This is a genomic window from Haemophilus haemolyticus (genome assembly GCF_003493605.1).
GTDB lineage: Bacteria > Pseudomonadota > Gammaproteobacteria > Enterobacterales > Pasteurellaceae > Haemophilus > Haemophilus haemolyticus_J.
Genome location: NZ_QQKA01000001.1, coordinates 265,811 through 279,103 on the forward strand (window position 1 = coordinate 265,811; position 13,293 = coordinate 279,103).

10 protein-coding genes are annotated in these 13,293 nt (G+C 38.7%); 8 read left to right on the top strand and 2 right to left on the bottom strand.

Annotation, left to right across the window (positions count from 1 at the left end; translation table 11 throughout):
• Positions 1–321 precede the first annotated feature (321 nt).
• A complete protein-coding gene (dapD, locus tag DV424_RS01260) occupies positions 322–1,149 on the bottom strand; it encodes a 2,3,4,5-tetrahydropyridine-2,6-dicarboxylate N-succinyltransferase (protein WP_110437762.1) in 828 nt (275 codons plus the stop codon).
• A 355-nt stretch (positions 1,150–1,504) separates the two neighbouring features.
• Between dapD and purR the strand changes: the two genes are divergently transcribed.
• The gene (gene purR, locus DV424_RS01265) at positions 1,505–2,515 is read left to right on the top strand and encodes an HTH-type transcriptional repressor PurR (RefSeq protein ID WP_046943166.1); all 1,011 of its coding nucleotides are present in this window, start codon (positions 1,505–1,507) and stop codon (positions 2,513–2,515) included.
• A gap of 183 nt (positions 2,516–2,698) precedes the next feature.
• Positions 2,699–5,338 (top strand): phosphoenolpyruvate carboxylase, encoded by a 2,640-nt coding sequence (gene ppc / locus DV424_RS01270; RefSeq protein WP_118858784.1) that lies wholly within the window; start codon positions 2,699–2,701, stop codon positions 5,336–5,338.
• A 37-nt stretch (positions 5,339–5,375) separates the two neighbouring features.
• Here the strand turns inward: ppc and DV424_RS01275 are convergent, their stop codons facing one another.
• The gene (locus DV424_RS01275) at positions 5,376–6,788 is read right to left on the bottom strand and encodes a YcjX family GTP-binding protein (protein ID WP_118858785.1); all 1,413 of its coding nucleotides are present in this window, start codon (positions 6,786–6,788) and stop codon (positions 5,376–5,378) included.
• A gap of 69 nt (positions 6,789–6,857) precedes the next feature.
• Between DV424_RS01275 and DV424_RS01280 the strand changes: the two genes are divergently transcribed.
• From DV424_RS01280 to DV424_RS01305, 6 genes are read left to right on the top strand one after another with little or no spacing between them, the layout of a single operon-like run.
• On the top strand, positions 6,858–8,552 hold the full coding sequence (locus DV424_RS01280) for an ABC transporter substrate-binding protein (RefSeq protein WP_118858786.1): 1,695 nt from the start codon (positions 6,858–6,860) through the stop codon (positions 8,550–8,552).
• On the top strand, positions 8,552–9,517 hold the full coding sequence (locus tag DV424_RS01285) for an ABC transporter permease (RefSeq protein WP_118858787.1): 966 nt from the start codon (positions 8,552–8,554) through the stop codon (positions 9,515–9,517). The genes DV424_RS01280 and DV424_RS01285 overlap by 1 nt, the downstream gene beginning before the upstream one ends.
• The gene (locus DV424_RS01290) at positions 9,507–10,394 is read left to right on the top strand and encodes an ABC transporter permease subunit (protein WP_005635811.1); all 888 of its coding nucleotides are present in this window, start codon (positions 9,507–9,509) and stop codon (positions 10,392–10,394) included. Before DV424_RS01285 ends, DV424_RS01290 begins: the two co-directional genes overlap by 11 nt.
• 3 nt (positions 10,395–10,397) lie before the next feature.
• Positions 10,398–11,447, top strand: coding sequence for a peptide ABC transporter ATP-binding protein (locus DV424_RS01295; RefSeq protein WP_118858788.1), 1,050 nt, complete (start codon positions 10,398–10,400; stop codon positions 11,445–11,447).
• Positions 11,447–12,256, top strand: a complete 810-nt coding sequence (locus DV424_RS01300) for a peptide ABC transporter ATP-binding protein (protein WP_118858789.1) — start codon at positions 11,447–11,449, stop codon at positions 12,254–12,256. Before DV424_RS01295 ends, DV424_RS01300 begins: the two co-directional genes overlap by 1 nt.
• 12 nt (positions 12,257–12,268) lie before the next feature.
• A complete protein-coding gene (locus tag DV424_RS01305; protein WP_118858790.1) occupies positions 12,269–13,285 on the top strand; it encodes a YeiH family protein in 1,017 nt (338 codons plus the stop codon).
• Positions 13,286–13,293 lie beyond the last annotated feature (8 nt).

The window sequence follows — 13,293 nt, forward strand, 5'->3', positions numbered from 1 at the left end:
AATTCACACTTCTTTTTTCTATTTATAAAGAAGTGAGAAATAAAAATCGCACAGAGTATATGACTATGCAGATAAAACTCAATAAAAGCGCGAACAACTGCTTTTTTTTTAAACAGTATTTGCATATTATTTACACAAATATATTTATATTTACAGTCTTTCAGCGAGAAAAAAGTTAAAAAGTGCGGTTAATTTTGGGGATGTTTTTTGGGGGTAAAGTTTCAGCGACTTGCCAATAAAAATCTGCCCTTAATCAGTGAGAGTCAAACTCACTTTTCAGGGCAGATGATTAAAGTGCGGTATTTTTTATAAGTTTTTTAATTATTCTTCGATAGAACGTAATAATTCGTTAATGCCTACTTTACCTAAAGTTTTTGCATCCACTTTTTTCACGATCACGGCGCAATATAGGCTATATTTTCCACATTTTGATGGAAGGCTACCAGATACCACCACAGAACCTGCTGGTACACGTCCGTAGTGAATTTCGCCCGTTTCACGATCATAAATTTTGGTTGATTGACCGATGAATACACCCATTGAAATAACACAGCCGTCTTCTACAATCACGCCTTCTACCACTTCTGAACGTGCACCAATAAAGCAGTTATCACCGATAATGGTTGGGTTAGCTTGTAATGGTTCTAACACGCCACCAATGCCTACACCACCAGATAAGTGAACGTTTTTACCGATTTGTGCGCATGAACCTACTGTCGCCCAAGTATCTACCATAGTGCCTTCGCCAACGTAAGCACCAATGTTTACATAAGATGGCATTAATACGCAGTTTTTAGAAATATATGCGCCTTTACGCACCGTTGCAGAAGGCACAACACGGAAACCTTCTTCAGCAAAACGCTCTTCGGTGTAATCCGCAAATTTTAATGCCACTTTGTCGTAATATTTGGTTTCTGCACCATCAATGATTTGGTTGTCATTAATACGGAATGAAAGTAAAACCGCTTTTTTTAACCATTGGTGTGTTACCCATTCGCCATCAATTTTTTCTGCAACGCGATATTTACCTGAATCTAATCCTTCGATCACTTCTTCAATTGCTGCGCGCGTTGCTGCATCAACGGTTTTTGGTGTAATTTCTGCACGTTTCTCAAATGCAGCTTCAATAATTGCTTGTAAGTTTGACATTGTATTTCCTATGTTTTGTGTGAATAAGATGGAATCTGTTTTATCATATTTTCGCTTGCTGCGCAAAAACACCTAAAAAAATCACCGCACTTTGTCTTAAAACAAACTGCGGTGATCGTAAAACATAATTGATTAAAAAATTGAAAGCGCTAAACCACAAACGACTGACATACTCAATACAACTGCAATCATTGCATAACCAAAATCACTCATGTTTTTCTCCTCACTAAAAATGAGGCCACATTGTAACAAGATTGTTTTAAGAAAATCATCCCTTTTACAAAAAAATTTCAATAAAAGTAACGAAATTTTTTACAAACCTTTATAATAGGCAAAATTTTTTGGGGATCGAAATATGGCAACAATTAAAGATGTGGCAAAAATGGCTGGCGTGTCCACCACAACGGTATCTCATGTTATTAATAAAACCCGTTTCGTAGCAAAAGATACGGAAGAAGCCGTTCTATTAGCAATTAAGCAACTTAATTATTCACCCAGTGCCGTGGCGCGCAGTTTGAAAGTCAATACCACAAAATCCATTGGGATGATTGTGACGACCAGTGAAGCACCGTATTTTGCGGAGATTATTCATTCTGTTGAAGAACATTGCTATCGACAAGGTTATTCTTTGTTCTTATGTAATACACAAAATGAACCTGAAAAAGTCAAAAACCATTTGGAAATGTTGGCGAAAAAACGGGTTGATGGTTTGCTGGTGATGTGTTCTGAATATACGCAAGATTCATTGGATTTACTTTCATCATTTTCCAGTATTCCAATGGTTGTAATGGATTGGGGCCCCAATGCTAATACCGATGTAATTGATGATCATAGTTTTGATGGCGGTTATTTAGCAACCAAACACCTTATTGAGTGCGGCCATAAAAAAATCGGGATTATCTGTGGTGAACTCAATAAAACTACGGCAAAAACTCGTTATGAAGGCTTTTTAAAAGCAATGGCAGATGCAAATCTTGAAGTGCATGAACCTTGGATTTTCGAAGGTGCATTTGAGCCTGAAGACGGTTATGAATGTATGAATCGTTTACTGGCTCAAGAGGAATTACCAACAGCCCTATTCTGTTGTAACGATGTGATGGCGTTAGGTGCAATTTCTGCACTGACAGAAAAAGGGTTACGCGTACCCGATGATATGTCCATTATCGGCTATGATGATATTCATGCTTCACGTTTCTATGCGCCACCATTAACCACTATTCACCAATCGAAGCTACGATTAGGCAGACAGGCGGTGAATATTTTATTAGAGCGCATTAGCCAAAAAGATCAAGGCGTTCAGCAATATAGCCGTATTGATATTGGCCCTGAGCTTATTATTCGAAAATCCGTTAAATCAATTTTATAAAATTTATTAAAAACAAATCGCACTTTTTAAACAATCCATAAAAAGTGCGGTTCTTTTTTATCTATTTTTTAGCTTTTCTTGATTATCTTCAATGTTTCTATGAATAGCATTTGCCCTATCTTCCGTTTTTAGCTATATCTATCGCCAGCTTACAAATTTTATTTTTTACTTTTAGGAGTTCCTATGACACAAGAGTACACCACTCTGCGCAATAACATTAGTATGTTAGGGCGTTTTCTCGGAGAAACCATCAACGATGCGCAAGGTGCCGATATTCTCGAGTTAATCGAAAATATTCGTAAACTTTCTCGTAATTCTCGTGCGGGTGATGATAAAGCAAGACAAGAATTGCTCGACACGCTAGGTAGTATTTCTAATGAAAATATTATTCCCGTCGCACGTGCTTTCAGCCAATTTTTAAACCTCACTAACATAGCTGAACAATATCAAACGATTTCGCGTGAACATTCTCTAGCACAAAGTTCTTCTCAATCCTTAAGTGAACTTTTCAAACGCTTAAAAGAACAAAATGCCTCAGTGGAAGACGTGCATAAAACCGTCGAGAAATTATTAATTGAGCTTGTTCTGACCGCACATCCAACAGAAACAACACGTCGTTCACTCATTCATAAACATATTGAAATCAATAAATGTTTAAGCAAGCTAGAACATCATGATTTAACTGAAAAAGAACGCAATATTATTGAGCGTCTATTACTTCGCTTAATCGCTGAAGCATGGCATACCAACGAAATTCGTACTGTTCGCCCAACGCCATTTGATGAAGCCAAATGGGGCTTTGCGATGTTGGAAAACAGTTTGTGGCAAGCTGTGCCAGAATTTTTACGCCAACTCAACGAAACCGCTCGTGAATTTTTAGGTTACGATTTGCCAGTAGGATTAAAACCTGTGCGTATTTCCTCTTGGATGGGTGGCGACCGTGATGGAAACCCATTTGTCACCGCACAAATCACCAAAAAAGTACTTTATTTTGCCCGTTGGAAAGCGGCGGATTTATTCTTACAAGACATCAGCAAATTAGCCGATGAACTTTCAATGGTGAAATGTAGCGATGAATTTCGTGCTAAATACGGCGAACATTTAGAACCCTATCGTTTCGTGGTGAAAAATTTACGCAATCAGCTTACGGCAACATTAGCTTATTTTGATGATCACCTATCAGATCGCACACCGCGCGTATCCGAAAGCGAGATTATTTTAGAAGATAATCAACTTTGGGAACCGCTTTACGATTGTTATCAATCTTTAATTCAATGCGGTATGCGTATTATTGCAAATGGTTCATTGTTGGATATTTTGCACCGTATTAGCTGTTTTGGCGTGACTCTTTCTCAAATGGATATTCGCCAAGAAAGCACACGTCACACCGATGCCATTGCTGAAATTACGCGCTATATTGGTTTAGGTGATTACTCTCAATGGACGGAAGACGATAAACAGGCTTTCTTAATTCGTGAATTAAGCTCTCGCCGACCATTAATTCCGCAAAACTGGACGCCATCGCCTGAAACCAAAGAAATTTTAGACACTTGCAAAGTCATTGCTCAACAAAAACAAGGTGTCATTGCGTGTTATGTTATTTCGATGGCACGCAGCGCATCTGATGTTTTAGCCGTTCATTTACTCTTAAAAGAAGCGGGCGTGCCATATCATATTCCTGTCGTGCCATTATTTGAAACCTTAGACGATTTAGATGCAGCCGAAAAAGTGATGACTCAACTTTTCAATGTAGGTTGGTATCGTGGCGTTATCAATAATCGTCAAATGGTGATGATTGGCTATTCAGATTCGGCAAAAGATGCCGGAATGATGGCAGCCTCTTGGGCGCAATACCGTGCACAAGAAGCCTTAGTGAATTTAACTGAAAAACTTGGCATTGAACTCACCTTATTCCATGGACGTGGTGGCACGATTGGTCGTGGCGGTGCGCCAGCACATGCGGCATTGCTGTCTCAACCACCTCGTTCACTAAAAAATGGTTTACGTGTAACAGAACAAGGTGAAATGATCCGATTCAAACTGGGTTTACCCGCTGTAGCGGTAGAAACCTTTGATCTCTACGCCAGCGCCATTTTAGAAGCAAATCTTTTACCACCACCAGAACCGAAACCAGAATGGCGTACTATAATGGACGAGCTTTCCACTATTTCTTGCGACATTTATCGTGGCGTGGTTCGTGGTGATAAAGATTTCGTTCCTTATTTCCGCAGTGCAACGCCAGAACAGGAACTCTCCAAATTGCCACTTGGCTCTCGCCCTGCAAAACGCAATCCAAATGGCGGCGTGGAAAGTTTACGTGCCATTCCTTGGATTTTTGCATGGATGCAAAATCGCTTAATGCTGCCCGCTTGGCTAGGTGCGGGAGCCTCTATCCGTCAAATTATTGGACAAGGAAAAGGCGATATCATTCATGAAATGTGCGAAAACTGGCCGTTCTTTTCAACGCGGATCGGTATGTTGGAAATGGTATTTAGTAAATCGGATGCTTGGCTTTCCCAACAATATGATCAACGATTAGTGAAAAAAGAACTTTGGTATTTAGGCGAAAATTTACGTAAGCAACTTGAAGATGATATTCAAACTGTGCTTTCACTTTCTCACCAAAGTGAATTGATGTCTGATTTACCTTGGATTGCAGATTCAATCGCATTGCGTAATATCTACACGGATCCACTCAATCTACTGCAAGTGGAATTGCTTCACCGTTTCCGTGAAAATCCAGAGCAAATAAATCCCGATGTGGAACAAGCATTGATGATTACTATCACAGGTATCGCGGCTGGAATGCGCAATACGGGCTAGAAAAATGAAAAAAGTGCGGAAAATTTTCCGCACTTTTTTATTCAAATCGATCACTTAATAAAAATTGTAAAACCCCATCCATTCTCAAATGAGGAATACTCTCCCCTTGTTCTAAAGGCTGAGGTTCAAAACTATCGAAATCAAAGTGCGGTTGTTTTTGCCAAAATTCTGTTCTTGGTAATTTACTTGGCACCGTTCCTGGATAAAGCGTAATCGGTTGTTTATCAATAGAACGAATCCCTTGAATTGCTTTAATTTCTTTTCCTTGCTGATTTACAATCACTTGCTTTGTGGTACGAACAGCCGCAATGGCGGTATATTCCGTATCAATTCCTTCAAATTCTACATGGCGACCGCCCTCTTGCACAATTTGGCGCATTAAACTCACTAAATTAGGAATTTGATCACGAGTAATATGATCCGCCTTCGTCGCAACAAACATTAATCGATCAATTCGCGGAGAAAACAAACGATGAAGAAAATTTCTGCTGCCATAATGGAAATTATTAAATAACTGATTTAAGCCCATTTGCATATCTAAAAAGGCTTGCTGACTGTGATTTAAAGGCGTTAAACAATCCGCCAAAATAACTTGGCGATCAAAGGTAGAAAAATAATTTTCGTAAAAACCTTTCACAATTTTATTGCGATAATAATCATAACGTTTTGTCAGCACGGCAAAATAGCTATTTGATTTAGCTGTTTTTTTCAAGGTTTGCCACTGTTCTTCTGAAAGATGAATTAATGGGAAAAATTGTAATGCGGGCGCACCGTCTAAATCACTTGGCAATACAAATCGACCAGGTTGAATAAATTGCATTCCTTGCGCTTTACATTGGTGTAAATAATCCGTATAACTTTTCGCTATCTTAGCTAAAACATCTTCATTTGCGACCGCACTTAAATCCAAATCCTGCAACATAGCAAGCCAATTTCGCGCTAATTCTTCGCGAATACCTGTGGTTGCCTTGACTTGTTCTTGTGACCATTGTTGAAAATCTAGATTTAACAACGGCAAATCGAGTAGCCATTCCCCTGGATAATCAAAAATATCCAGATAAAGCGTGCCGCGTTCTTTCAAATGACGTAGCAAGCCAGATTGACGTTGAAAACGAATGGCTAAACGCGTTTCACTCACACCCCGAGTAGACTGAAACCATTGAGGCGGATTTTGTGACAAATCATTTAAATTACTTTCATAATCAAAACGTGGCACGCTGAGATCTTGTTGAGATACACGTTTTACCGCCAAGATCGCATCATTTCTAGCCGCTTCAAACAAGGGCAAATGCTGTGATGAATTTTGATTAATGGAGAGAAGTTGATTGATTAAACTTGTAATAAACGCCGTTTTTCCACTCCGACTTAACCCAGTTACCGCCAAACGCAAAGTGCGGTCAAAACCACGATTAATGATTTGATTGATTTCGTTTTGAACCCTATTAAACATTCAATATCCTAGCCATTTTTACTAATATGCCTTACAATTTGGCACATAATTTATCACAATGTATTTGTTATGTTACGCAAAAATCTTACGTTTTTCTGTTTTATGTTTGGTATTGGCTTGAACTCTCAACTTCAAGCGGCCCCGCGCGTACCAGAACACCTAACAGAAAACGGATTAACTTATTGTACTAATGCCTCTGGATTTTCTTTTAATCCACAAACTGCGGATGCAGGCACCAGTATGAATGTCGTAACAGAGCAAATTTATAACAAACTTTTTGAAATCAAAAACCATAGCGCGAATGTTACGCCCGTGCTCGCACAATCCTATTCAATTTCATCAGATAACAAAGAAATTTTGATTAATTTACGCCGCGGGGTTAAATTTCATCATACTCCTTGGTTTACCCCCACTCGTGATTTTAATGCGGAAGATGTGGTGTTTTCAATTAATCGTGTGTTGGGTCATGACACCTACTTGCCAACCTTAGCAGAAACAGCAATTACCTATAAAAATCCACAATATAAAGTGTTTCACGAGCAAGCAAGAAAAGTTCGCTTTCCTTATTTTGATAGCATTAAGCTTAATGAAAAAATTAAATCAGTGACCGCACTTTCACCTTATCAAGTGAAAATTGAATTGTTTGAGCCAGATTCATCGATCTTGTCGCATCTTGCCAGCCAATATGCAATTATTTTTTCACAAGAATATGCCTATCAATTAAGCGCAGATGATAATCTTGCTCAATTAGATACTCACCCAGTGGGCACAGGACCTTATCAAGTAAAGGATTATGTGTATAACCAATATGTTCGCTTAGTGCGTAACGAAAACTATTGGAAAAAAGAAGCAAAAATTCAAAATATTATCGTGGATTTATCTACTGATAGAAACGGGCGACTCGTCAAATTTTTCAATAATGAATGTCAAATAGCGTCTTATCCTGAAGTGAGCCAAATCGGCTTATTAAAGAGTAACGATAAGCACTACTATATGCAATCCACTGACGGAATGAATTTAGCATATCTTGCTTTCAATTTTGAAAAACCATTGATGCAGGATCGTAGTATTCGAGAAGCCATTTCACAAAGTTTGAACCGCGCACGCATTATTCACAACATCTATCACAATACTGCGACAGTGGCGAATAACATTATTCCTGAAGTATCTTGGGCTTCTAGCGTAAACACGCCAGAATTTGACTTTGATTACAGTCCAAAAGTCGCGAAGAAAAAATTAGAAAATAAACATCTTTCGCTCAATTTATGGGTGATTAATGAAGAACAAATGTATAACCCAGCCCCTTTTAAAATGGCGGAAATGATTAAATCCGATTTGGAGCAAGTGGGCGTGAAAGTGAAAGTGCGGACAGTGACACGCACATTTTTGAGTGAGCAACTTCGCAATAAATCAGAAAATTATGATTTAATTTTAGCTGGATGGTTAGCAGGAAATCTTGATCCTGATGGATTTATGCGCCCTATTTTGAGCTGTAATACGCAAAATGAAATCACAAATTTATCTAACTGGTGTAACGAAGAATTTAATCATTTAATGGATCGCGCGATTGCCACATCTAATTTATCTGAACGAGCGCGTGCTTATAATGATGCTCAAGAACTAATTCTACAGGAATTGCCAATTATCCCTATCGCGAATGTAAAACGCATTTTGGTGGCAAACAGCCAAGTAAAAGGCGTGGAAATGACACCTTTTGGTAGTCTTAACTTTTCGGACTTACGCTTACACAAGGAGAAACCCTAATGTTGTGGTCTATTATTCGCCATACCCTTTGGGTAACATTACTCTTGCTTGTGTTATCTTTGCTAAGTTTCGTGATTTTATTGCGAGATCCGCTTAATGCAGATCTTGTCACTCACAATATTTATACCAGTTATTTTAATTATTTAAGCACCTTATTACATGGCGATTTTGGGATTACTTATAACGGTGGGAAATCGCTGATAGATCTAATTCTAACTGTGCTTCCACCCACATTAGAGCTATGTTTTACCGCACTTTTATTGGCATTCATTCTCGGCGTACCGCTTGGCATTATAAGTGCGGTAAATTCTCAGCATATTTTCGCAAAAAGTTTAAAAAGCTTATCTTATCTTGGTTTATCAATTCCGATATTTTGGCTAGCGCCGATTTTGCTTTATGTCGCAGCGGTAAATCATTGGGAAATTGCGTCTATTGGGCAATACAATTTACTCTATGAAATAAAACCGATTACTGGTTTCCCAGTCATTGATGTTTGGTTTATAGATGTGCCTTATCGCACCAAAATTGTACAAAATGTTTTGCAACATTTAGCCTTACCAACACTGGTGCTTTGCATTTTGCCAACAATGGAAATTATCCGAATTATTCAACAACGAGCAGAATATGTTTTGAACCAAAATTTTGCCAAAGTTGCCACAACACGGGGTTGGTCAAAATGGAAAATTCTCCATCAATATGTATTCCGTAACACGTTTCCTCTGCTTGTTCCACAAGTACCGCGCGTGTTTACCCTAGTATTAACTCAATGTATGTTGGTAGAAACCGCTTTGGGCTGGCCAGGAATTGGTCGATGGCTGATCGATGCCGTAACGCAACAAGATTACAATAGTATTTCAGCGGGTGTGGTTGTCATTGGCGTTTGCATTATTTTAATCGACACTTTAATTAAAGCGATAACATTAGTGCTTGATCCATTTAAAAAGAAAGGTTGGTATGCAAGATAAAGAACCTGAAGAATTTCGAGAAAATACTTCAATATTCCAAATCTGGCTGCTATTTCGCAAAAATACTGTTGCGTTGTTCAGCTTTTATTTATTAACGTTGTTAATTCTAACCGCACTTTTCAGCGGTTGGATCGCGCCTTATGCTCATAATATGCAGTTTGTCGGGCAAGAATTAATGCCGCCATCTTGGGTCGAAAAAGGTCAAATCGCCTTTTTCTTTGGTACTGATGATTTAGGCCGTGATGTACTAAGCCGACTAATTATGGGCACAAGTTACACTATTGGATCATCATTACTAGTCGTGCTTGCAGTTGCCTTAATTGGTGGAACCCTTGGGATTGTCGCTGGTATGTTGAAAGGCTTAAAAGCGCGTTTTGTCGGTCATATTTTCGACGCCTTTTTATCGCTCCCTATTTTGCTCATTGCTATCGTGATTTCCACTCTGATGGAACCTAGTTTATTGAATGCAATGTTCGCAACACTTTTAGCGATATTGCCGTATTTCATCCATGCAATTTATCGAGCAATTCAACAAGAATTGAAAAAAGATTACGTGCTCATGTTAAAACTCGAGGGTATTTCTAACTGGGAATTATTAAAAAGTACCATTTTACCTAATATCACCGTAATCTATGTTCAAGAAATTGCACGAGCATTTGTTGTCGCCATATTAGATATTAGCGCCTTGAGTTTTATTTCCCTTGGCGCACAACGACCAACCCCAGAATGGGGCGCAATGATTCGAGATTCTTTAGAACTACTCTACCTTGCACCTTGGACAGTATTACTCCCTGGCTTTGCAATTATTTTTACCATTTTATTAAGCATTATTTTTAGCAATGGCTTAACTAAAGCTATCAACCAATATTACGAATAATTTATGGCACTACTAGACATCCGTAACCTAAATATCGAAATACAAACCTCAAACGGCCTCGTTAAGATTGTGGACGGCGTAAACTTATCGATTAATGAAGGGGAAATTTGTGGGCTTGTTGGCGAATCAGGTTCTGGTAAAAGTTTAATCGCCAAAATAATTTGTAATGCCATCAAAGAAAACTGGATTATTACCGCAGATCGCTTTCGCTTTCATGATGTAGAGTTACTAAAACTTAGTCCCAATAAACGCCGAAAATTGGTCGGCAAAGAAATATCTATGATTTTCCAAGATCCCCTTTCTTGTCTTGATCCAAGTCGGAAAATTGGTAAACAATTAATCCAAAATATCCCGAATTGGACATTTAAAGGCAAATGGTGGCAATGGTTTGGTTGGAAAAAACGCCGTGCCATTGAATTATTGCATCGTGTAGGGATAAAAGAACACAAAGACATCATGGCAAGCTATCCTAATGAATTAACAGAAGGCGAAGGACAAAAAGTCATGATTGCTATTGCAGTGGCAAATCAGCCTCGATTGCTCATTGCCGATGAACCGACTAATGCATTAGAAGCGACAACAGCATTACAGGTATTTCGATTACTTTCTAGTATGAACCAAAACCAAGGCACAACCGTTTTATTGGCTAGCAATGACATCAGAAGTATTAGTGAATGGTGCGATCAGATTTCTGTACTCTATTGCGGGCAAAATACGGAATCAGGCCCAACGCAAATGTTGCTTGAAAGCCCTCATCATCCTTACACGCAAGCATTGATTAATGCCGTGCCTGATTTTACTCAGCCTTTGGGATTTAAAAGCAAACTAAGCACCTTAGAAGGTACCGTGCCAATTTTAGAACAAATGCCTATTGGTTGCCGTCTTGGTCCTCGTTGTCCTTTTGCACAGAAAAAATGTATTGAAAAACCAACTCGATTCAAAATAAAACAACATGAATTTTCTTGCCACTATCCAATTAATTTACGTGAGAAAACCTTCAAAGAAAAAGCAACGAGTGCACCATTAACCCTTGCAAGCAAAGGAAATGAATAATGCCGTTATTACAAGTAGAAGATTTGACTAAAACCTTCAAAGGCCGCAAGCGTTTATTTGGCACGAGTGACTTTAATGCGGTAGAAAATGTAAGTTTTTCTCTTGAGCGCCAACAAACTTTGGCGATTATCGGCAAAAATGGTTCTGGAAAATCAACGTTAGTAAAAATGATCGCGGGCATTACACAGCCCACTTCTGGCAGAATTTTATTTAACGATCATGAATTGCAATTTGAGGATTTTCAATACCGCGCGCAACATATTCGAATGGTGTTCCAAGATGCGAATTCAGCGTTTAATCTTCGCTTAAATATCGGTGAGGCATTAGATGCGCCGCTACGTTTAGCAACAGATTGGGATGAAGAACGTCGCAATCAAAAAATCTTTGAGACACTGTTACTTGTAGGGCTTTACCCTGATTACACTAATCTAAAAATCAAAAATCTTTCTATCAGCCAAAAACAGCGTGTCGCTTTAGCACGCGCGCTGATTTTAGAACCTGAAATAATTATTATAGATGATGCACTTGGCAATCTAGATGCTTCAGTACGCATTCAGCTACTAAATTTAACCCTTGATCTGCAGCAACATTTAGGTATTTCTTATATTTATGTAGGGCAAGACCTTGGAGTGATTAAGCATATTGCAGACACGGTCATCGTGATGGATAAAGGGAAAATGATAAAGAGCGGTACGCCTAAAACGCTATTTACCGATCCACAAACAGATGTAACTGGCCGTTTAGTGGAAAGTTATTTTGGAAAAATTTTGGATGAAAGTGCCTGGGTAAAGGAAACTCACACTAACTAAGGAAAGAAAAAAATGAACACTCGTCCCTTTTATTTCGGACTTATATTTATCACGATTATCGCTGTATTTGCCAGCCACTTAGGGAGTACCGACTTTTCTCATCACTATCATATCAGCGCCTTAATTATTGCCATCTTGCTGGGAATGGCAATCGGCAATACCATTTACCCGCAATTTTCTGCACAAGTGGAAAAAGGTGTATTATTTGCGAAAGGTCCTCTTCTTCGCACCGGCATTGTGCTGTATGGTTTTCGACTCACCTTTGGCGATATCGCCGATGTTGGATTAAATGCTGTCGTCACTGATGCAATCATGCTGATTTCAACGTTCTTTTTTACCGCACTTTTGGGCATTCGTTATCTAAAAATGGATAAACAATTGGTTTATCTCACTGGGGCAGGATGCAGTATTTGTGGTGCAGCAGCGGTTATGGCGGCAGAGCCTGTTACCAAAGCAGAATCTCATAAAGTTTCAGTGGCGATTGCCGTAGTGGTCATTTTCGGGACGCTTTCTATTTTTACTTATCCATTTTTCTACACTTGGTCACAAAATTTAATTAACGCTCATCAATTCGGTATTTATGTTGGCTCTAGCGTGCATGAAGTGGCTCAAGTTTATGCGATAGGGGGAAATATTGATCCTATCGTGGCGAATACCGCCGTCATTACCAAAATGATCCGAGTGATGATGCTCGCACCATTTTTATTAATGCTTTCTTGGTTATTAACACGTAGTGATGGGGTATCAGAAAATACCTCTCACAAAATTACAATTCCTTGGTTTGCTGTACTTTTTATTGGCGTTGCGATTTTTAATTCTTTTGATTTATTACCAAAAGAACTCGTGAAATTATTAGTTGAAATCGATTCTTTCTTATTAATTTCAGCGATGGCTGCACTTGGCTTAACGACACAAGCAAGTGCAATCAAGAAAGCTGGATTAAAACCTCTGATTTTAGGGATACTGATTTATTTATGGCTAGTGATTGGTGGATTTTTAGTGAATTATGGAATATCAAAATTAATATAAAACTCACT